Source organism: Mycobacterium sp. PSTR-4-N, from assembly GCF_022348085.1.
Taxonomy (GTDB): domain Bacteria; phylum Actinomycetota; class Actinomycetes; order Mycobacteriales; family Mycobacteriaceae; genus Mycobacterium.
Map to the genome: position 1 here is coordinate 19,397 of NZ_JAKRFN010000036.1, position 21,050 is coordinate 40,446.

General features: G+C 68.5%; 20 protein-coding genes. 17 read left to right on the forward strand and 3 right to left on the reverse strand.

The genetic code is table 11. The features are described 5' to 3' along the window. The first annotated feature begins 91 nt into the window (after window positions 1-91). Both MHN84_RS28650 and MHN84_RS28655 read left to right on the forward strand, forming a co-directional pair. Entirely contained in the window at window positions 92-859 is a 768-nt protein-coding gene (locus MHN84_RS28650) for a GntR family transcriptional regulator (RefSeq protein WP_241207857.1), read from the forward strand. Next, on the forward strand, window positions 856-1,323 hold the full coding sequence (locus MHN84_RS28655) for a RidA family protein (protein WP_241207858.1): 468 nt from the start codon (window positions 856-858) through the stop codon (window positions 1,321-1,323). Before MHN84_RS28650 ends, MHN84_RS28655 begins: the two co-directional genes overlap by 4 nt. Here the strand turns inward: MHN84_RS28655 and MHN84_RS28660 are convergent. Further along, a complete protein-coding gene (locus MHN84_RS28660; RefSeq protein WP_241207859.1) occupies window positions 1,301-1,906 on the reverse strand; it encodes an SRPBCC family protein in 606 nt (201 codons plus the stop codon). The two genes, MHN84_RS28655 and MHN84_RS28660, sit on opposite strands and share 23 nt — an antisense overlap. Window positions 1,907-2,003: 97 nt before the next feature. Between MHN84_RS28660 and MHN84_RS28665 the strand changes: the two genes are divergently transcribed. From MHN84_RS28665 to MHN84_RS28725, 13 genes are all read left to right on the forward strand, one after another. Further along, the gene (locus MHN84_RS28665) at window positions 2,004-3,002 is read left to right on the forward strand and encodes an LLM class flavin-dependent oxidoreductase (protein WP_241207860.1); all 999 of its coding nucleotides are present in this window, start codon (window positions 2,004-2,006) and stop codon (window positions 3,000-3,002) included. Between the two features lie 333 nt (window positions 3,003-3,335). Next, a complete protein-coding gene (locus MHN84_RS28670) occupies window positions 3,336-4,331 on the forward strand; it encodes an ABC transporter substrate-binding protein (RefSeq protein WP_241207861.1) in 996 nt (331 codons plus the stop codon). A gap of 31 nt (window positions 4,332-4,362) precedes the next feature. Continuing rightward, on the forward strand, window positions 4,363-5,163 hold the full coding sequence (locus MHN84_RS28675; protein WP_241207862.1) for an ABC transporter ATP-binding protein: 801 nt from the start codon (window positions 4,363-4,365) through the stop codon (window positions 5,161-5,163). Beyond that, window positions 5,160-6,011: an ABC transporter permease gene (locus tag MHN84_RS28680; RefSeq protein WP_241207863.1), complete on the forward strand. Its 852-nt coding sequence runs from the start codon at window positions 5,160-5,162 to the stop codon at window positions 6,009-6,011. The genes MHN84_RS28675 and MHN84_RS28680 overlap by 4 nt, the downstream gene beginning before the upstream one ends. Next, window positions 6,008-6,802: an ABC transporter permease gene (locus tag MHN84_RS28685; RefSeq protein ID WP_241207864.1), complete on the forward strand. Its 795-nt coding sequence runs from the start codon at window positions 6,008-6,010 to the stop codon at window positions 6,800-6,802. Before MHN84_RS28680 ends, MHN84_RS28685 begins: the two co-directional genes overlap by 4 nt. Then, window positions 6,799-9,123 carry a xanthine dehydrogenase family protein molybdopterin-binding subunit gene (locus MHN84_RS28690; RefSeq protein ID WP_241207865.1) on the forward strand — a complete coding sequence of 775 codons (2,325 nt, stop codon included), beginning with the start codon at window positions 6,799-6,801 and terminating at the stop codon, window positions 9,121-9,123. Before MHN84_RS28685 ends, MHN84_RS28690 begins: the two co-directional genes overlap by 4 nt. After that, on the forward strand, window positions 9,120-9,995 hold the full coding sequence (locus tag MHN84_RS28695) for a xanthine dehydrogenase family protein subunit M (RefSeq protein ID WP_241207866.1): 876 nt from the start codon (window positions 9,120-9,122) through the stop codon (window positions 9,993-9,995). The genes MHN84_RS28690 and MHN84_RS28695 overlap by 4 nt, the downstream gene beginning before the upstream one ends. Continuing rightward, a complete protein-coding gene (locus MHN84_RS28700; RefSeq protein WP_241207867.1) occupies window positions 9,982-10,497 on the forward strand; it encodes a (2Fe-2S)-binding protein in 516 nt (171 codons plus the stop codon). The genes MHN84_RS28695 and MHN84_RS28700 overlap by 14 nt, the downstream gene beginning before the upstream one ends. Beyond that, window positions 10,487-11,602: an FUSC family protein gene (locus MHN84_RS29935; protein ID WP_241207868.1), complete on the forward strand. Its 1,116-nt coding sequence runs from the start codon at window positions 10,487-10,489 to the stop codon at window positions 11,600-11,602. The genes MHN84_RS28700 and MHN84_RS29935 overlap by 11 nt, the downstream gene beginning before the upstream one ends. Further along, window positions 11,599-12,834 (forward strand): amidohydrolase family protein, encoded by a 1,236-nt coding sequence (locus MHN84_RS28710; protein ID WP_241207869.1) that lies wholly within the window; start codon window positions 11,599-11,601, stop codon window positions 12,832-12,834. Before MHN84_RS29935 ends, MHN84_RS28710 begins: the two co-directional genes overlap by 4 nt. A 31-nt stretch (window positions 12,835-12,865) precedes the next feature. Beyond that, window positions 12,866-14,059, forward strand: a complete 1,194-nt coding sequence (locus MHN84_RS28715; RefSeq protein WP_241207870.1) for an acyl-CoA dehydrogenase family protein — start codon at window positions 12,866-12,868, stop codon at window positions 14,057-14,059. A gap of 16 nt (window positions 14,060-14,075) precedes the next feature. After that, the gene (locus MHN84_RS28720) at window positions 14,076-16,238 is read left to right on the forward strand and encodes a thiamine pyrophosphate-dependent enzyme (RefSeq protein WP_241207871.1); all 2,163 of its coding nucleotides are present in this window, start codon (window positions 14,076-14,078) and stop codon (window positions 16,236-16,238) included. 21 nt (window positions 16,239-16,259) lie between these two features. Then, on the forward strand, window positions 16,260-17,165 hold the full coding sequence (locus MHN84_RS28725; RefSeq protein WP_241207872.1) for an alpha/beta fold hydrolase: 906 nt from the start codon (window positions 16,260-16,262) through the stop codon (window positions 17,163-17,165). Here MHN84_RS28725 and MHN84_RS28730 read toward each other — a convergent pair. Continuing rightward, the gene (locus tag MHN84_RS28730) at window positions 17,149-18,420 is read right to left on the reverse strand and encodes a ribonuclease D (protein WP_241207873.1); all 1,272 of its coding nucleotides are present in this window, start codon (window positions 18,418-18,420) and stop codon (window positions 17,149-17,151) included. The genes MHN84_RS28725 and MHN84_RS28730 overlap by 17 nt on opposite strands. Before the next feature lie 4 nt (window positions 18,421-18,424). Next, complete coding sequence (locus MHN84_RS28735; protein WP_308192999.1) at window positions 18,425-19,006, reverse strand: DUF3000 domain-containing protein; 582 nt, start codon at window positions 19,004-19,006, stop codon at window positions 18,425-18,427. Between the two features lie 85 nt (window positions 19,007-19,091). On the opposite strand from MHN84_RS28735, the gene hemE reads away from it, so the two are divergent. Together hemE and MHN84_RS28745 are read left to right on the forward strand one after the other, a co-directional pair. Then, entirely contained in the window at window positions 19,092-20,156 is a 1,065-nt protein-coding gene (gene hemE, locus MHN84_RS28740) for a uroporphyrinogen decarboxylase (protein WP_241207874.1), read from the forward strand. Next, window positions 20,153-21,050 (forward strand): FAD-dependent oxidoreductase (locus tag MHN84_RS28745; protein WP_241207875.1); only part of this gene is annotated, 898 nt, incomplete at its 3' end. The genes hemE and MHN84_RS28745, both read left to right, overlap by 4 nt.

A 21,050-nucleotide genomic window follows, 5' to 3' on the forward strand; every position in this document is an offset into this window, starting at 1 on the left:
GAGGGATTGCCCGTAGAACGCGATGCGCACCAGCATGGTTGACGCTCGACGCAGGGGATCGCATAGTGTATCCAATATCGTCGAAAGCGAGATGCCGATGCCGCCGCGCGCTGCTGCCAATCCCACCCGCTCCAAGGGTGTGGGACGGGGTGCCCCCAAGGGCGACCCGAAAGACGCTGCCGACCGTCAGCGTCCCGACTTCGTCCGGCCCAAGACCGCCCAGCAGGCAGTCGCCGAGGCGCTGCGCCACGACATCACCACCGGCAAGCTCGCCCCCGGCAGCTGGATCGTCCAAGAGGCTCTGGCTGAGCAGTTCGGTATGTCGCGCATTCCGATTCGAGAGGCGCTGAAGACACTCGAGGCGGAGGAGTACATCACCTACGTTCCGCACAGCGGATACCGCGTGGCGAAGCTGGGGCTCGACGATCTGCTCGAGGTCTTCACGTTGCGGGCCATCTTGGAGGAGGCGCTCATTCGTGACGCCGTGCCCAGCATCACCGACGAGATCGTCGACGAGATGCGCAGGTGCAACGCCGCGATGGATGACGCTGCGACCGCGGGCGATCTGATCGCCGTCGGGATGTACAACCGGCAGTTCCACTTCTTGACGTTCCATCAGAGCCGGATGGGACGCACCAAGCGCATCGTCACTCAGCTGTGGAACACGGCCGACGCCTACCGGCCGTTGTACTCGCCGCTGCTGGACATGCCGACGGTGTGCCATGAACACCTCGCGATGATCGAGGCCATGGCCGATCGCGATGTGGATCGCATGGTGGCGCTCAATCACCAACACCGAGCGCATGCCATCGAACCGATCCACCGGATGTTCGCCGTGGAGTCCGAAGAATCGGCATGACCGTCGCCGAACGCCTTCGCGAGTTGGGCCTGTCCGTCCCGCCGGCGCCGCCGCCCAAGGGTTCGTATTCGCCGAGTCGCCGCTGGGGCGACCAGCTGTGGATCTCGGGTGCGACCGCCCGCCGTGGCGCAGCCCCGGCTCTGCGCGGCATCGTCGGCGCTGATGTCACCGTCGAACAGGCCCGCGACCAGGCCGCAACGGCCGCGATGAATCTTCTCGGCGCGGTCGATGCCGCGGTCGGGCTCGACGCGGTGGCCGCAGTGGTCCATCTGCGCGGGTATGTCAGAGCCGTAAGCGAATTCGAGGCCCACCCGGCGGTCATCGACGGTGCGTCGCGCGTACTTCTCGACGCGTTCGGCGAGCACTGGGGCGCACACGCGCGCACCGCCATCGGTGTCGCATCGCTCCCCGGCGGAGCGTGCGTCGAACTGGAACTCGTCGTCAGCGTCGCGGCGACAGGCTGACACGATCGGCCCATCGCCCCACTGCCAGGCCGAGTGCGACGCCCGCCGCTGCGGTCAGCGCCACGACGGCCCACTCAGTGGCACTCTCACGGACCCGCACGGATTCTGCGGTCTCGCGTGCGGTGTCCGTCGGGGCCCCGTCGCCGGCGATGACGGCGTCGAGACGGCCGACGAACTGCCCGATGATCCGATTGCTCACCTGCTCGATGACCCCTGTGCCGAATTGGGCGATACGCCCGCTCAGTTCGACATCGGTGGTCACCGTGACCACGCAGCGGTCGGCCTCCTCGCGTGCGGTGATGCGTACGGCGGCCTCGGTGGAACCGTTGCCTTTGCGGTCTCGCGCGCTCCCGACGACGAGCATCTCTTTGCCGATGTCATCGCGACTCATCAGACGTGCCGTACCCGCCAACGTCACGCCGACCGGTCCCACCTTCACGGCGACGTGGGCGTGATAGTCGTCGCCGTCGGCACGGTCGAGGCCGGCGCCCGGAACGCAGCCGATGACTGTGGGAATGTCGGTCAGCACCGACCAAGCGGTCTGCAACGGTGCCTGAACCTCGAATTCATGAACGAGTTGCATCTCGTGTCCCTTCTCGGCGGCCAGCGGTTGTCGAACCGGCGGACATCACCCTACGATTGGATACGATATCCAACAAGCGAGCCGAGGAGGCCCCCAGATGTTGAGCAAGGGCGTGGGACTGTTCCCGACCGAACCGACGGGAGTCATGTGTTCCTACGTCCGCCTCTGTGAGGATCTCGGCTACGACAACGTGTGGTTCGGGGACTCCCAGAACATCTGGCGAGAATCGTCGACGGTGATGGGCGCTGCGGCGGTCGGCACAGAACGCATCGTGTTCGGCACGGGGGTGACCAATGCCGTGACCCGGCATCCCTCCCTGCTCGCGTCGACGTGGGCGACCCTGGCCGAGTTCACCGGGGGACGTGTGGCTCTCGGTATCGGCACCGGTGACTCGTCGCTGCGCACGATGGGTCTCAAACCTCTCAAGCTCGCCGAGTTGGAGCGCTCGATAGTCGATCTGCGCGCTCTGTTCCGTGGTGAGAACGTCGCCGAACCCTCCAGCGGCGCGGAGTACCACTTGAACTACCTGCCCGGCCCGATCGACGTCCCGATCTACATCGCGGCGTCCGCTCCGAAGATCCTGGAGATGTCCGGCCGCATCGCCGACGGTGTCATCGTATTGGTGGGTACCGCGCCCCATTTCATCGAGGCGGCCCTGCGCACCATCGAGCGGGGAGCCGCACAGAGCGGGCGGTCGCTCGACGATCTGCACATCGTGCTCTGGACGCCGACGGCGATCGGCGCCGACAGCGTGCAAGCGCGAGACTTGGTGCGCGCCCACGTCTCCCGGGTGGCGATCCGTCCATTGCCCGCGGCGGTGGACCCTGCGCTCGAGAAGGCCATCGAGCGGATACGGGAGAACTACAACTACTACGAGCACATGAATCCCGACGCCGCGCACGCCGATCTGGTGCCGGATGAACTGGTCGACCTGTTCGCTCTCGCCGGCACACCCGATGAATGCGCGCAGCGGCTCAAGGAGATCGAAACCCTTGGGGTGGACCAGGTGTCGATCGTCCCGTTCGTCCCGTCCGGCGAGAGTCGCGAGGGCACGATCCGAGCCTTCGCCGAGATCGTCGGCACCCCGCGAGCCTGACGTGACTCGTCCCGGTTCCGATCCCGCTCCCGGCAGCCCGGTGCCCGGAGCTCCGCCGGCTTTGAAGCGTGCGCTCACCCCTGCCGACGGGGTGCTCGCCACGCTTGTGCGCTCCGAATCACCGACCAGAAGTACTGTGCCGCACCAGCAGTCGTGGAACGACTCGCGATCCGACGCCTCGCGATGGACCGTGGCGGCCGCCATGTTCGGCATTGCCGCCGGGTTGGAACTCGCGGGCGCGATGACGAGAAAAAGATCCCGCTAAGTGTTGTCGGGTCGCACAGGCCTTCGTATAGTGTATCCAATATTCATCGACTCTCGGAGGCCCTTCTGATGCCACGGATTTCGAAGCTCACCGGTGCGATCCTCGCCGTGTCCGCCTTGCTCGTCGGCGCCACCGCATGTGCGAACGAATCCGAGGGTCCCTCGGGAGGCGGCAGCGCGACCGACACTCTCAGTATCTCTGCGACCGGTGTCGACAGCCTTCCCTTCATGGCCATCCTGCAGGCGGGCATCGACAAGAAGTGGTTCGAGGAGGAGGGTCTCAAGGTCGATCTGTATTCCGGTGGCGGAGGCGGAAACACGCTGCGCGTGGTCACCAGCGGCGACGCGGACATGGCGATCGCCGGCAACACCTCGGTGATTCTCGCTGCGCAGCAGCCCAACTCGAACCTCACCGTGATCGCGCCCTGGTTCCAGGTCAACGATTTCTCGTGGATCAGCCCGCCCGGACGCAGCATCCAAGGTGCCACGCTGGGCTTCAGCTCCGCCGGATCGTCGACCGAGCTGCTGGTCAAAGGCTTGGAGCGGAAACTGGGACAGGGTGTGAAGGCGCAGGCCGTCGGCGCGATGGGGGACAACTGGACCGCCGCGAAGGCCAATCAGATCACCGCCGGATGGGCGATGCAGCCGTTCATCGCGGACAAGCAGGCCTCCGACAACGCCGAGATCCTGGTCAACTCCCGCGAGGTCCTCGGTGACCTACCCGCCGATCTGGTCGCGGTGAACTCGCAGTACGCGCAAGCCAATCCGGAGAACGTCAAGACCTTCTTCAAGGTCGCCAACCGCCTCAACGAATGGGTGGTCGCCAATCCCGACGAGGCAGCAGGAGAGCTGGCGCCACTGGTGGGTGTCTCGCCCGAGATCATGAAGTCGGCGTTCAAGAACAGCCCCGACCTCGCGAAGGGCTACTCGCTGAAGGTCGACCCCGAGGGCCTGACGAACCTCTCGGAGCTGATGGTCGCGGCCGGGCAGATCACGGCACCCGTCGACTGGGCCTCCGTGCTCGACCAGCAGTACCTGCCGGAGGATGCTCGAGCCGAACTCTGACCGTCCCTCGACCGATCGCAGAGGTAGCGCCATGAATTCTTCAGGCATCGAGATGAACGGTGTGTCGGTGGTGTTCGACACGCCTGCGCGCCGGGTCACCGCCGTCACCGACATCAACCAGAGCGTGCCCCACTCGAGCTTCGTCTCCATCGTCGGACCGAGCGGATGCGGTAAGTCCACGTTGCTCGCGGTGGTGGCCGGCCTGCAGAAGGCGACCACAGGAACGGTCAGCGTTGGCGGACGGCAGGTCACCGGTCCCGACCCCAAGATCGGCGTGGTGTTCCAGGAGGACTCCACACTGCCGTGGCGCACCGTCGAGGAGAACGTCAGGTTCGCGATGGAGATGATCGGCACGCCCAAGGACGCTCGGCGCAAGCGAGCGGCCGAGGCGATTGCCCTGGTCGGGCTCAGCGGGTTCGAGAAGTCCTATCCTGCAACATTGTCCGGGGGTATGCGGCAGCGGGTGGCGCTGGCCCGCACGCTCGCGGTGCAGCCCGAGGTCGTGCTGATGGACGAGCCGTTCGCCGCGCTGGACCAGCAGACCCGGCTGTTCCTCGGCGCTGAAGTACGTCAGATCTGGGCGCGAACCAAACAGACGATCATGTTCGTCACGCACGACATCGCCGAGGCGATCCTGCTCTCCCAACAGGTCTGGGTGATGTCCTACCGCCCCGGCACGATTCTCGACGTCGTCGACATCGACCTGCCCGCAGAGCGGGATGCGGGCATGGTGTCGACCCCCCGATTCAACGAACTGCAGAACCGGATCTGGACCTCCCTGCAGGCCGAGTCGATGCGCGGGTTCAAGCAACAAGAGGCGGCGGCCACGTGACGGCATCGTTCACCGCGACCGACGACCTGCCGACCGACAGCATGCCCACCCACGGCACGCCGGCCACCTCGACCTCGGGTCGCCGACGTTTACCGCGATGGGCCCTCAGCTCACTGTCGACGCTCGGTCTCGTCCTCGTGTTCGTCGTCGGAACTGAGGTCGGTTCACGCGCGGGCTGGTGGAACGATCACGTGTTGCCCGCCCCGTCAGTGATTTTCGGCGCGCTGGCCGAGCTGCTGACCGAACAGCAATTCTGGGTCGACGCTCAGCGCACCGGGTTCGAGGTCGCGGTGTCGATCGTGTTCGGGTGTCTGCTGGGTTTCGGCGCCGGACTCCTGTTCTGGAAGGTGCCGCTGCTCGGCCGGGTCTTCGAGCCCTATCTGGTGTCGTTCTACGCGGTGCCGCTGGTGCTCTTCTACCCGGTGATGATCGTGCTGGTCGGCATCAATGCGATGTCTGTCGTCATCCTGGCCACGATCATGGCCGCCATCCCCATGGCACTCAACACCGCCGTCGGCCTGAACCAGATGCCGGCGGTGTATCTGAAGCTGGCTCGCTCGCTCAAGGCGTCGCCGCGCCAGACGCTGTTCGCCATCGCCGTGCCCGCCGCCGGCCCCTACATCGTCGCCGGGCTCCGGCTGGCCGTGGTGTACGCGTTGATCGGCACCATCGCGATGGAGTTCACCACCGCGCAGGCCGGGCTGGGTTACCGGATCCGCTACCTGTACGAGATCTTCGACAACACCGGGATGTACGCCTACATCGTGATGGTCCTGCTGCTGTCGTGTCTCCTGACGATCCTGCTCGCCGCTGCCGAGCGGCTGCTGCTGCGCGGGAGGAACGCATGACGGCCACCCTGCCCGCTCGCGAAGCTGACGCGGAAGTGCCCGCCACCCCAGGGTTCTCGCTTCGCGCGCTGCTGACCAATCAGTTCGTCGGGGCCAGCCTGGTCGCGGTGTTCATCGCGGTCGCGTGGCAGGTCATGTCGGGGTTGACGTTCGTGATCCCGTCCCCGCTGCACACGCTGCGCGTCGCTGCCGCGAACCTCTCCGATCCGGCGTACCTGTTCGATCTGCAGGTCACCGCGCAGTCGGTGGCGCTGGCCTTCGTGATCGGCACGGCGATCGGCGGCGGAACGGGCCTGCTGCTGGGGCTGTCGGCGCGGTTGCGGACCGCGTTCGAACCGCTGTTGATCATGCTCAACGGCATTCCCAAGATCGTGCTGTATCCGGTGCTGTTGCCGATCTTCAGCCTGTCGGGTTCCAAGGTCGTGATGGGGGTGTTGTTCGCGCTGTTCCCGGTGCTCATCAACGTGTCCACCGGGGTGCAGGAGATCCCCCGGGTGTACTGGAAGCTGGCGCGCTCGGTGCAGGCCAATCCCTGGCAGATGCTGGTGCACATCATCTTTCCGGCGATCCGCCGCCCCCTGCTGACCGGTATCCGGCTCGCGGTCAGTCTTGCTGTCGTCGGCGTCGTGCTCTCGGAGTTCTTCGCGACGAAGCGGGGACTGGGTCGGGTGGTGCTCCAGGCGTACAGCCATGGCGACTATCCGTCGATGGTCGCCACCATCATGCTGCTGATCACCATCTCGTTCGTGATCTCGATTGCGCTGTGGCAGTGGGAGAAGCGAATCCATTGAGTTCTGCACGGTCTGAGCCGGGGTACATCGGCGACTCGGTGCGCCGTCGCGAAGACGACCGCATGCTCGGCGGTAAGGGACGTTTCCTCGCCGATCGTGCCGCGGGTGCCCAGCACGTGGTCTTCGTCCGATCGAACCAGGCCCATGCGAGGATCACCGGCGTCGATGTCGCCGCCGCGGCCGCGATGCCCGGTGTGCACGGCGTGTTCCTCGCTGCCGATCTCGGTCTGGCGGGCGCCGCGATCCCGGCACTGACCACACCCGACCCCGACTTCACCGCGGCGACATCGCTGCGACTCGCCGAACAGCGCCTGGCGATCCTGGCCGACCAGCGGGTTCACTATGTCGGTCAGCCCATCGCGGTCGTCGTCGCCGACGACCGTTACCAGGCCGAGGATGCCGCCGAGTGTGTCGAGGTGGGCTACGACCCGCTGCCCGTTGTCGTCGATGCCGAAAGCGCATTGCAGGCAACGAGTCCTGTGCTGTTCGAGCACCTCTGCGGTAACGAGGCGGCTCGCCTGGAGTACTCGTTCGGCGATCCGGAGCACGCGTTCGCGACCGCGCATCGCGTCGTCGAGGGCGAGTACCGGATGGAGCGGCACGGGGCGGTGCCGCTCGAGTGCCGGGGCGTGCTGGCGTATGTCGACCCACAGCGGCGCCGTGTCGAGGTGGCCACCTCCACGCAGGTGCCGCACATGGTGCGCAACGCGATCTGCGCGGTCACCGGTTGGGATCGCACGCAGGTGGTCGTGTCGGTGCCCGATGTCGGCGGCGGCTTCGGCACCAAGGCCAACGTGTACGGCGAGGAGATCGTGATGGCCGTCCTCGCCGAGCGGACCGGTCGGCGGGTGATCTGGGTCGAGGACCGCGCGGAGCACCTGGTCGCCAGTGCCCAGGCCCGCGACCAGGTTCACCGGACGCGCCTGGCCGTGGACGCCGAGGGCCGAATCCTCGCGTGGGAGGCCGACTTCGTCGTCGACATCGGTGCCGGAAGTCTCTGGGTGGCCGGCATCGTCGCCAATACGGCCGTCCACCTGCTGGGGCCCTACCGAATCCCAGCGGCCCACATCAGCGGGATGGCGGCGCTGACGAACAAGACGCTCGTCGCGCAGTACCGCGGCGCGGGGCGGCCCGAGGCGACCTTCTCCCTCGAGCGCAGTCTCGACGCGGCCGCCGCCGCCCTGGGCCTCTCCATCGCCGAGATCCGCCGGCGCAACCTGCTGACCGCCGCCGACATGCCCTACCCCCGGCCGATCCCGTACCGCGACGGCGTACCGATCGCCTACGACGGCGGGGATTACGCGGCCTGCCTGGAATCGGTGCTCGACGCGCTGCCGCAGGCCGAGATGAGCGTGTGCGCCGCGGCTCATCCCGACCACCGCATCGGGTTCGGGTTGTCCTGCTATCTGGAGGCCACCGGGCGGGGCCCGCACGAGACGGCTCGAGTCCGGTTGCTGCCCAGCGGCGACTTCGAAGTGACCGCGGGCGCGGCATCGGCCGGCCAAGGCCACGAGACGGTGTTCGCTCAGGTGGCCGCGGACGCTCTGGAGGTGCCGCTGTCGCAGGTGAGATACGTGGGCTGCGACACCGAACGCCTCCACGACGGTGTGGGCACCTTCGCCAGCCGGTCGGCCGTCCTGGCCGGATCGGCGGTACACCAGGCCTGCCGCGAGCTGATTGAGACGTCGCAGCGACGCGCGGCCGACGTCCTCGGTGTGCCGCGTGCGGAGTACGCGCGAGGCCGATTCGTCGCCGGCACCGACGTGGTGGGTTGGGATGAACTCGCCGGCGCGGCAGCGATCGGGGGCGCTGCCGAGGGGGCCGTTCCGCTCGACGTCACCACGGTGTACCGGGTGCCCACGGTCACGTGGACCATGGGTGTGCATGCGGTGATCGTCGGTGTCCACCGGCGTACCGGAATCGTGAAGGTGTTGCGCTACGCCGTGTCCCACGAAGGCGGCCGCGAGATCAACCCCCGGATCGTCGAGGGTCAGATCCTGGGGGGAGTCGCGCAGGGCATCGGCGGGACGCTGTTCGAGTCCTGGCGGTACGCACCGTCGGGTGAGCCGACGTCGACCACGTTCGCCGCCTACCATCTGCCGTTGACGACGGATGTACCTCCGGTTCAGGTCAGGCACCTGCACGTGGAGACACCGAGCAACCCTCTCGGCGTCCGCGGGGCGGGGGAGAGCGGCACGATCGCGGTGTACGCGGCGGTCGCCGCGGCCGTCGATGCCGCGGTGGGCGGCGAGCACCGGGTCACGACGACGCCGATCAGCAGCGCCGACCTGTGCCGCGCGCTTGCGGGAGCGGCGTCGTGAAGCCGGCCGAATTCGTCTATCACCGGCCCGATTCGGTGTCCGAGGCGTTGGAGTTGATGGCCGCCGATCCCGAGGCGAAGCTGCTCGCGGGGGGCCAGTCACTGCTGACGTTGATGAACCTGCGCTTGGCTCGTCCGTCGGCCGTGATCGACATCGGCCGGCTCACGGAGCTGAGTCGGGTGTTCGACGACACCGACGACCTCGTCCTGGGTGCGTTGGTCACCCACCGAACCGTGGAGACGGACCCGTTGATCAAGGCGCGAACTCCGCTGCTGGCCGATGCCGCGCGCTACATCGGGCACATCGGCATCCGCAATCGTGGCACCGTGGGGGGTTCGGTGGCCCACGCCGATCCCGCCGCCGAGATGCCCTTGGCCACCGTGGTTCTCGGCGCCACCTTCCACGTGGACTCCGTGCGGGGACGCCGCCGGGTGCCCGCCGAGAACATGTTCGTGTCGTTCTACACGAGCGCGTTGGAACCCGACGAGATGATCACCTGGGTCTCGATCCCGGCCGATCGGCCCACTCAGGGTTGGGGATTCGTCGAATACGCGCGTCAGCACGGCGACTACGGTCTGGCCGGCGCCGGATGCGTGATGAGTCTGGGAGCGGACGGCCGCATCGACTCGCTTCGGGCGGGCGTGCTCAGTGTCGCCGACCGGCCGGTGCTGTTCACCGCACCCGAGGCCGTCGGCCACCGGCCGACCGACGCGGTGTACCACCAGCTGGCGCAGCAGTGGGCGGCCGACACGGAATTCGTCTCCGACGACGCCGACTATGCGCGCCGGCTGTGCACGGCTGCGCTCACCGAGGCGATGGGCACGGCAGGGCGACGGGCGGCGGAGAAGGTGCAGGCTCATGGCGGAGAATGACGCGACGTCGCCGGTCACGATCTCGCTGACGGTCAACGGCAGGCTGGTGCGGCGTGCGGTGCCCTCGCGGCTCACCTTGGCAGACTTCCTGCGTGACGAATTGTCCTTGACAGGAACACATCTGGGTTGTGAGCACGGTGTCTGCGGTGCGTGCTCGGTGTTCATCGACGGTCGCTCGGCCCGCGCCTGCCTGACGTTGGCGGTGCAGGTGGACGGCCAACGGGTCGACACGGTCGAAGGGCTCGACCAGTTCGAGGAAGCCGCGCGGCTACGTGAGGCGTTCTGCGCCCGCGGCGGTCTGCAGTGCGGGTTCTGCACCCCCGGCTTCCTGGTGAGCGCGGTGGAACTGCTGCGGGATCCCGATGCGGAGAAGCCGCTGACAGCCGATGCGGTCCGTGAGGCGTTGTCGGGCAACATCTGTCGATGCACCGGATACCAGGGCATCGTGTCGGCCGTGCTGGATGCCGCCGAGTCGGCGGATTGTCCTGACCGTGCAGACTGACAACGACGCTCCCACGCCGGCGCGGGCCCGCCGGTCCTACGTCGCCGAGATGTTCCAGCCGGTCGGGTCCAGCCGATGGGGGATGGCTGTGTGTCTGGCCGCCGCGCTCGGCGCGGTCCTCGCAGTGACCGCCGCGACAGGACACCCGGAACGCGGTTCGGCCGTCGCGCTCGGCGTGGTGTTGACCGCCGTTCCCTTTCTGCCGGTGAGCTGGCGAGAAGCATTGCAAATATTGGTGATCCGCGCTTCCGCGATGACCGTCGGGGCGGTGTTCGCGGTCGCCACCGTGGGCCACTCGGCCGCTTACGGACTCGCCGTCGTGATGTGCGCGACCGGCGGTGCGCTCCTGGCGCGGGTCGGCCCGACCGCAGGGCTGGCGGTCGTGCTCATCGCCGCGGACAGACCCCACGCCGGGGGCGTCACCGTCGACGCTGTGCTGCCGTATCTGACGGGGGCGGCGGTCGTGGCCGCGGCCTGGGCGGCATGGTTCGTGTGCACCGAACTCGTGAGGATCGTTCGCGGGCGCGATCGGATGCTTCCAACAGGTGCGGCGCGGGTGACGTGGCGGGAGCGGTTGCCCCATGCGGTCCGGGTCGCCGTCGCCGTGCTGATCGCCGTGTCGCTCGCCGGCCTGCTACCTGACGAGCTGGTGGGTGGACACTGGCTGGTCACCAGTGTCCTTCTCACGGTTCAGCCGGCTGCTGCCGACACCGGAATGCGGTTGGCGCAACGGCTCTCGGGGAACACCGCGGGCGCTCTCATCGCGGCTGTCGTGCTGGGGTCGCACCCGTCGCTGTCGGTGATCGCAGTGGTCGCGGTGGTGCTCTTCACTCTGGCCATGGCGTTGCGGCCGGTCAACTACACGTGGTGGGCGGTGACCGGTCCGCCGGTGCTGCTGATGGTCAGCGAATATCCGCGGCTGTTCCCGTGGTACGAGGGTGGCGTCCGGCTGGCGATGAACGTCGTCGGGGCATTGATCGTGATCATCGTGGTCTTCGGTCTTCCTGCGTTGCGACGCAACGGTTCTCGGATGACAGCTCCGGATTTTCCCGGACCTCCGAAGTCGGATACTGTATACGAAAGGCGATCGAGGAGGATGCGGTGACGACATTGCTCGTGGAGGACATCGGCCTCTTGGTTCATGGTGAGCGCACCGTCACGCCGATACGTGACACCACCCTGCTCATCGAGGACGGCATCATCGCGGGTATCGGGGTCAGTGCGGTTGCGCCCGATCAGGTGCTCAGTGCCGGCGGTCTGACGGTGATGCCCGGCCTGGTCGACGGACACGTTCACCCGACGTTCGGGGAGTGGACCCCCGCGCAGGACGCCGTCGGCTGGATCCACAACTATCTGCACGGCGGCACGACATCGATGGTGTCCGCGGGTGAGCTCCACATCCCAGGGCTCGCGTTCGACGCGCTGACCCCGGAACTCGTGCTGAGCATCGCGATCACCTCCAAGCACACCACGGGCCGCATGCGTCCATCGGGCGTCAAGGTCAACGCAGGCACGGTGCTGCTCGTGCCCGGCATGACGGAGGAACATTTCGACCGAGCTGCCCGCGAAGGCATCGACCAACTGAAGTTCATCTTCTACGACTGGAATCGTCTGGGCGACGGCGAAGCTCAGCGGTACGTGCAATGGGCGCACGAGCGGGGGATGACCGTCAAACTGCACTCGGGCGGCGTCTCCCGGTCGGGTTCGAGCCGGGTGGCAGGGGCCGACGTGGTGATGGCGGTCGGACCCGACGTGGTCGGCCACATCTCGGGCGGGCCGATCCCACCTCCGGACGCCGACATCACCGCGATCATCGGCGGCCTTCCCGACACGCACGTGGAAGTGTGCAGTTCCAACAACTATCGCGCCACCACGGTGGTCACCGGTGAGCTCACCCGGCTCGGCCGGCTGGACCGTCTCACACTCGGCACCGACACGCCGGGTGGGACGGGTGTGATCCCGCGCGGCATGCTGCGCAACATCGGCTATCTCGCCTCGGTGTGTGGTGTCGACCCGCTCTCGGCCGTCGCAGCCGCCACCGGCCAGACCGCGCGCGCACACGGATTGGACACCGGCGTCATCGCCGAGGGAATGCCTGCCGACCTCGTCGTGCTGGGACCGATCACCGGTTCGACGGCCACCGATGCGCTCGAGTCGTTCGCGCTCGGCGACCTGCCCGGCATCGCCACCGTCCTCGTCGACGGCATCCCGCTGATCTCGACCCGCAGTGAGCAGACACCGCCGCCAAGTCGCTCGGTGACATGGCACGGTGCGGCGGCGCCGCGCGCGCCTCTCAGGCCGGCCCCCGTCGGGGCGCACGCGTCCGGCTGCTGCTGACATCACCCCAGACGAACCCCGAGGAGACATCATGACCCGACCGCCCACCGCCGACGCCGGTCCCACGACACCCGACGTCCTGCTCCGCATCGACGGCCTGCTCGGCGACGAGGAACGCCAGATCCGCGATAGCGTGCGCGCCCTGGTGAAGAGCCGGATAGCCCCCGACATCGCGACCTGGTACGAGGAGGGAGAGCTTCCGGTCCGCGAACTCGCCGCGGAGCTCGGAGACCTCGGCCTGCTCGGCATGCACCTGCAGGGCTACGGCTGCGCGGGCACCTCCGCGGTGGCCTACGGACTCGCGTGCCTCGAACTCGAAGCCGGCGACTCAGGCATTCGCTCCCTGGTCAGCGTCCAGGGCTCGCTGGCGATGTTCGCGCTGCACGCGTTCGGTAGCGAGGAGCAGAAGCAGCAGTGGTTGCCCGACATGGCGGCCGGACGTGCCATCGGCTGTTTCGGGTTGACCGAACCCGACTTCGGCTCCAACCCCGCCGGAATGCGCACCCGCGCGGTCCGATCGGGTGGGGACTGGGTGCTCGACGGCACCAAGATGTGGATCACCAACGGCTCGGTGGCCGATGTCGCGATCGTGTGGGCGCGCACCGAGGACGGAGTGCGGGGATTCGCCGTGCCCACCGACACGCCTGGTTTCACCGCGCACACCATCAAGTCCAAGATGTCATTGCGGGCGTCGGTGACCAGCGAGCTGGTGCTCGACGGGGTGCGACTGCCCGACAGTGCGCGGCTGCCGGAGGCCACCAGCCTGCGGGCCCCGCTGAGTTGCCTGAACGAGGCTCGCTTCGGGATCGTGTTCGGGGCGATCGGCGCGGCCAGGGATTGTCTCGAGGCGGCGCTGACCTACGCCCAGTCCAGGATGCAGTTCGACCGCCCCATCGGCGGATTCCAGTTGACTCAGCAGAAACTCGCCGACATGACACTCGAATACGGCAAGGGGTTCCTCCTCGCGCTGCATCTCGGACGCGCCAAGGACGCCACCGGGCTGCGTCCCGAGGAAGTCAGCCTGGGCAAGCTGAACAACGTGCGGGAAGCCATCGCGATCGCCCGCACCGCACGTACCGTGCTGGGCGCCAGCGGCATCACCGGCGAGTACCCGGTGATGCGCCACGCCAACAATCTGGAGTCCGTGCTGACCTACGAAGGCACCAGCGAGATGCATACTCTGATGATCGGGCAGGCCCTCACGGGTACCGCCGCGTTCCGCTGAGGGGCCGGGAGTCGCAGTGGCTGAACCCATCGACGAACACTTCACCACCGCCGTCTCGGCCCTGACGGCGCCGGAGACGGCGAACCCCGGTGTGCTGCAGGGTGTTGCACCGCAACAATGCCTGGCCGTGTTCGACGCGCAGCTCGGCAGCAGGCACCTCGACCTCGCTGCCCGCTGGTTGCGATCCCAGGGCAGAGGCTTCTACACGATCGGGTCGGCGGGGCACGAGAGCAATGCCGGCGTCGCCGCGGCGTTGCGTCCGAGCGATCCTGCGCTGCTGCACTACCGGTCGGGCGGCTTCTTCCTGTCCCGCGCCGGCCAGGTCGACGGCAGCGATCCACTGCGCGACGTGCTGCTCGGCCTGGTCGCCGCGACCGAGGAGCCGATCTCCGGCGGGCGGCACAAGGTGTTCGGCCGCTACGACCTCCATGTCATCCCGCAGACCTCCACCATCGCCTCCCATCTGCCGCGCGCACTGGGTGTGGCGTTCTCGGTGGCCCGCGCCCGGAAGCTGGGGGTCGAGAGTCGATGGCCCGCCGACGCCGTGGCGGTGTGCAGCTTCGGGGATGCCTCGGCCAACCACTCCACGGCGGTCGGCGCGATCAATGCCGCGATGCACACCGCCTATCAGGGCGTCCCGCTGCCGCTGCTGTTGGTGTGCGAGGACAACGGGATCGGTATCAGCGTCAAGACGCCACAGGGTTGGATCGCCCGGACCTACCGTGACCGCCCCGACCTGCGCTACTTCAGCGCTGACGGGGCCGATCTGGCGGAGGTGCTGACCGTCGCCGCGCAGGCGGCGGACTACGTGCGGACACAACGGCGTCCGGCGTTTCTCCATCTGCGCACGGTGCGCTTGATGGGGCATGCGGGGTCGGACTACGAGCCCGGCTACCGCCGACCCGACGAGATCTCCGCGGACTATGCGCGCGACCCCGTGCTGTGTGCGGCCCGCGCGTTGATCGATGCGGGAATCCTCACCCCGCAGCAGGTTCTGGACACCTATGAGGCCAAGCGCACGAAGGTGCTCTCCCTGGCCGCCGAGGTCGCCGAGCTTCCTCAGCTGGACAGCGCCGCCGCGGTGATGGCACCGTTGCGCACCGCTCTCGACGACGCGGTGACGGCGACGCGGGCCGACGGGGAGAAGAGTCACGAGCCGGGCGGGACGCCGCTGACGGTGGCGCAGGCGATCAACCGCGCGCTCAAGGGCGTGCTCGTCGATCATCCGGAGGCGGTGGTTTTCGGTGAGGACGTCGGGCGCAAGGGCGGTGTCTACGGCGTGACCCGAGGCCTGCAGGCCGCCGCCGGTCGGGCGCGGGTGTTCGACACACTGCTCGACGAGCAGTCGATCCTCGGATTGGCGCTGGGCGCCGGGGTTTCGGGCCTGCTGCCCATTCCCGAGATCCAATACCTGGCGTATCTGCACAACGCCGCGGACCAGATCCGGGGCGAGGGCGCGACGCTGCAGTTCTTCTCCGACCGGCAGTACCGCAACCCGATGGTGGTGCGGATCGCCGGCTACGGCTATCAGAAGGGCTTCGGCGGGCACTTCCACAACGACGACTCGATCACCGCGATCCGGGACCTGCCCGGCGTGGTGATCGCCTCTCCGGCGCGGCCCGACGACGCGGCAGCGATGCTGCGGTCCTGCGTCACCGCCGCGCGGGCCGCAGGCGTGGTGTGTCTGTTCCTCGAGCCGATCGCCCTCTATCACACCCGTGATCTGCACGAGGACGGCGACGACCTCTGGCTGGCGCCCGACCACGGTGCCGTCGCACCGATCGGCGAGGCCCGCACCTACGGTGACGGGGACGACCTGACCATCCTGACGTTCGGCAACGGGGTCCCGATGAGCCTGCGGGTGGCCCGCCGGTTGGCTGCGCGCGACATCGCGGTGCGCGTGGTCGATCTGCGGTGGTTGGCGCCACTTCCGTTGGCCGACATGCTCGCGGCGGCGGAGGCGACCGGCCGGGTGCTCGTGGTGGACGAGACACGCCGCAGTGGCGGCGTGAGCGAGGGCGTCGTCACCGCGCTCGTCGACCACGGCTACACCGGGGCGCTGGCCCGGGTCGCCAGTCACGACAGCTTCATTCCACTCGGTGATGCCGCGCTGCATGTGCTCCTCGACGAGGACACGATCGAGGCAGCGGCGCTTCGTGTCGCCGAAAGTCCCCGCTAGCGGCCTCGTTACGCTGGACGGGTGAACGCAGACCTTGCGCAGTGGCGAGCACGAGGAAAGTTCTTCGACTACCTCGGCTTCGATGTGTTCTACCGCTGCGAGGGACAGGGACCCACGCTGCTGCTGGTACACGGCTACCCGTTCAACAGCTATGACTGGGCGGCACTCTGGCCCGCGCTGACGGCGCGGTTCCGCGTCGTCGCGCCGGACATGATGGGCATGGGTTTCTCCGCCAAGCCGTCGGCCTATCGCTACTCGGTGCACGACCACGCCGACATGCACGAGGCGCTGCTGGCCGATCTCGGCGTGCGGTCGGCTCACGTCTTGGCCCATGACCTGGGCGACTCGGTGGCCCAGGAGTTGTTGGCGCGCAACGTGTTCGACGAGCAGGCCGACGGCGCCTGGACCATCGAGTCGATCACCTGGCTGAACGGCGGACTGTTCGCCGAGGCCTACACACCCCGCGTGATGCAGAAGCTGATGTCGGGAACGCCGCTCGGCGACTTGATGAGTCCGCTCCAGGGCAGTGCGCTCTCGCGCCGCATCCTGGAGCCGACCATCAACGAGATGTTCGGACCGAACACCACACCGACGCGCGAGATGATGCAGACCTTCCATCAGATCCTGGAGTACAACGACGGCAAGCGGGTGCTGCACAAGGTCGGCGGGTTCCTCGACGACCGCCGCACACACCGCAACCGCTGGGTGCGCGCGATGCGAGAGACCTCGGTGCCGATGCGATTGATCGACGGACCCGTCGATCCGAACTCCGGCGCGCACATGGCCCGTCGCTACGCCGAGGTCGTCCCCGACGCCGACGTGGTGATGCTCGCCGACGACATCGGACACTGGCCGCAGATCGAGGCACCCGAGGCGGTGCTGCGGCATTTCCTCGACCACGTCGAGGGCGTCATGGCGAGTCGGTAGGCGCGTTCGTCAACGCCGCGGTCAGCACCGGCACCGTCAGCTCGCGCTGCCAGGGTCGGGCGGCCGTCGACTCGAGGAACGTTTCCACCGCGGCCGCCGTCTCGTCCGCGTCTCCCATGGCGACCCAGTCCCAGCAGAGCCGTCGCACGATGTCAGGGGAGAGCAGGTTCTCCGGTGGCACGGAAACCCGTTGAGCCAGTTCGGTCATGGCGGCGCGCGCCGCCTCGAGACGGGCCGCGGCCTCGGGTTTGCGGCGGGCCCATCGTGACGCGGGTGGCGGGCCGTTGGAGGGCTCCTGCGACGATGGCGGATCGGCGCTGCGGGCCCGTGCCAACGCATCGAGCCACACGCCGGCGTTGCGCCGCTGCCGGGCCCCGCCGAAGATCGGGAGCGCAGTGAGCTTCTCGACCGTGTCGGGGTCGGCGGTGGCCGCATTGACGATCGCGCTGTCGGGCAAGATGCGGCCCGGGGCGATGTCACGGCGGCGGGCGATCTGGTCGCGGGTCAGCCACAGTTCGCGCACCGCGGCCAGCGCCCGCGGATCGCGGACCTTGTGGATTCCGGACGTGCGCCGCCAGCGGTCGCGTCGGGTCGGTGCGCTCTCGGCTGTCCGCAGATACTCGAACTCCTGCCTGGCCCAGTCGTCTTTGCCCTGCGCGGTGAGCTGCTCGTCGATCGCATCGCGCAACTCGATCAACACCTCGACGTCGAGGGCGGCGTAGTTCAACCAGTCGTCGGGCAGTGGCCGCTTCGACCAGTCCGCGGCGCCGTGCCCCTTGGTCAGGGCCAGGCCGAGCAGTTGCTGCACCATGGAGGCGAGGTTCACCCGCTCGAGGTTGGCCAGCCGCCCGGCGAGTTCTGTGTCGTACAGCGACGGGGGCTGCAATCCGATCTCGGCCAGGCAGGGCAGATCCTGATCGGCGGCATGCAGGATCCACTGGTCCTCGGAGAGCACCTCTGCCACTGGGGCGAGCACGTCGACCGAGTCCCCGCCGTGGCTGACGGGATCGATCAGCACCGTGCCCGCCCCCGCGCGTCGGATCTGCACCAGATACGCGCGGTTGGAGTACCGGAAGCCCGACGCACGCTCGGCGTCGACGGCGAACGCGCCGGAGCCGGACGCGAGAAGGTCTGCGGCGCGGGCGATTTCGCTGCGGCTGGCGGAGACGTCCGGGACTCCTTCGCGGGGGCTCAGCAGCGGTGTGGCAGACGCTTCGGTGTCCGGCGGGAGGTCGCCGGTGTCGGGTTCGGCCATCGAATCAGGCGCGAGTGCGCGAACCCAGGTCGGTCACCCCGGCCGGCGGCAGGCCTGCGGCGTGTTCGAGCACCTCGCAGAACGCCTCGACGTGCGGCCCCAGCTCCAGGTTGGTGGCGGTCCACGAGGCGCGCAGCTCCAATTGGTGGGCCCGCGGTGGCCCGGAGATGTCGCCGTACCGCACCGATGTCGTCGCGGTGACGGTGCCGCCGAGAGCGGTGTACTCATCAGCTCGCTCGGCGAGTGCCTCCACCAGCCAGCTCCACGCCACCTCGGGCAGCAGCGGGTCGACGGCCTCGGTGGAATCCAGGTCGGCCTGGATGTAGGCGACCAGCCGCATCGTGCCGTCCCATGCGTCGGCGCCCTCGGGATCGTGCAGCAGGATGAGCCGGCCGAAGGCGTCGCCGTCGGAGCGCTCCGGGATGACCGCCGCGTCGGCGTGCTTGACCTCGGCGCCCAGGGCGTAGCTGAAGGGGGCGAGGCGCTGCGGAGGCCGGATCGGGCCCAGCTCGATCTCCTGCCGCACGGTGGTGGCGTTCATCGCCGCCACCGCTTCACGGAATTGAGCCGGTTCGGCGGAGGTCACGCCGATCGACGCTAGTCCATTTTCACAGGTCTGTGGTCATGGCGCGCCGATTCGGGGCGCACCGGGCATGGCAGCATGGGCATCGATGAACACGCGCCGCGAGCTGCCCGAATCGCCCTACCTGGCTGCCGTCGCCGGCCGCAAACCTCACCGCACGCCGGTGTGGATGATGCGGCAGGCCGGTCGATCGCTGCCCGAATACCGGGCTCTGCGGGCCAAGAACACCATGATGGATGCCTGCTTCGACGCCGACCTGATCACCGAGATCACCCTGCAGCCGGTGCGCCGTCACGACGTCGACGCGGCAATCCTGTTCTCCGACATCGTCGTCCCGCTGCGCGCGGCAGGTATCGGACTCGACATCGTGCCCGACGTGGGCCCGGTGATCGAGCGCCCGATCCGCACCCGGGCCGACGTCGGGACCATCACCGCTCTCGACGCCGATCAGGTGGCGCCGGTGGCGTCCGCGGTGAGTCGGCTGACCGGCGAACTGGGCGAGGTGCCGCTGATCGGGTTCGCCGGAGCCCCGTTCACCCTGGCGTCCTATCTGGTCGAAGGCGGTCCGAGCCGCAATCACGAGCACACCAAGGCGATGATGCTCGGCGAGACCGATACCTGGCATGCGTTGATGGAGTCCCTGACCGAGGTCACCATCGCGTTCCTGCGCACCCAGATCGAGGCCGGAGTGGATGCGATCCAGGTCTTCGACTCCTGGGCGGGCACCCTGTCGCTGGTCGACTACCGCAGTTACGTGCTGCCCCACAGCGCCCGGGTCTTCGCGGCGCTGGCCGGCTACGGGGTGCCGATGACGCACTTCGGCGTCGGCACGGCCGAACTGCTCGGCGCCATGTCCGAAGCCGTGGTCGGTCACGGCGTGCCCGCAGTCATGGGGGTGGACTGGCGAACATCGCTCGCCGATGCCGCTGCTCGGGTGCAGCGGGGTGTCGCACTGCAGGGCAACCTCGATCCGGTGGTGCTGCTGGCCGGCAGGCCGGTGGTGGAGCGTGCGGTGCGTGCGGTGATCGACGACGGACGTCGCGCGGTCGACGCCGGCGCCGCCGGGCACGTCTTCAACCTCGGACACGGGGTGTTGCCTGCCACCGACCCCGACGTCATCACCGAGGCCGTGGCGCTGGTGCACCAGCTGTGACAGCGTATTGCGTTGTCGGGGGCGGCATTTCGGGCTTGGTCGCGGCCTATCGGCTGCGTGTGGCGGCCGGCCCGGATGCGTCGATCACGGTGCTGGACCCGGCGGACCGGCTCGGCGGCGTGCTGCGCACCGAACGCATCGGCGGTCAGCTGATCGACGTCGGGGCGGAAGCTTTCGTGACCCGCCGCCCCGAGGTCCCCGCACTGCTGGGGGAGCTGGGCCTGTCGGGCAGGCAGCTGACCACCACCGGGGTCCGTCCGCTGATCTACAGCGAAGGCCGACTGCACCCCCTGCCGCAGCACACCGTCAACGGCATCCCGACACGACCGGCCTCGCTGACCGGGCTGGTCGACGATGCCACGATCCGGTGGATGCTCGACGAGCCCCGCCGTCCGCTGTCCTGGACCCCCGGCGCCGACCCGACCGTCGCTGACCTGGTCGGCGACCGTTTCGGGGAGCAGGTGGTGGTGCGGTCGGTCGACCCGCTGCTCGGCGGGGTCTATTCCGGCTCGGCCGCGACGATCGGGTTGCGCACGGCCGCCCCGACGGTGGCGACGGCCCTGGACCGCGGTGCACGCAGCCTGACCGAGGCCGTCACTGCCGCGCTGCCGCCACCGCAGCCGGGATCGGTGTTCGGTGCGATCGACGGCGGCTACGGCGTGTTGATCGACGAACTGGTGCGCCGGTCGCGCATCACCTGGGCGCAGGTGGCGGTCCGCGGTGTCCGGCCGGCGACCCCGGGCTGGGAGGTGCTCGACGACGAGGGGACGCGCTGGCCGGCCGATGCGGTGGTGCTGGCGGTGCCCGCGCCACGACTGCCGGCCCTGCTCGGTGACGTCGCGCCGCGCACCGTCGCGGCGGCCCGCCGCATCGAGGGGGGCTCCGCGGCGGGGG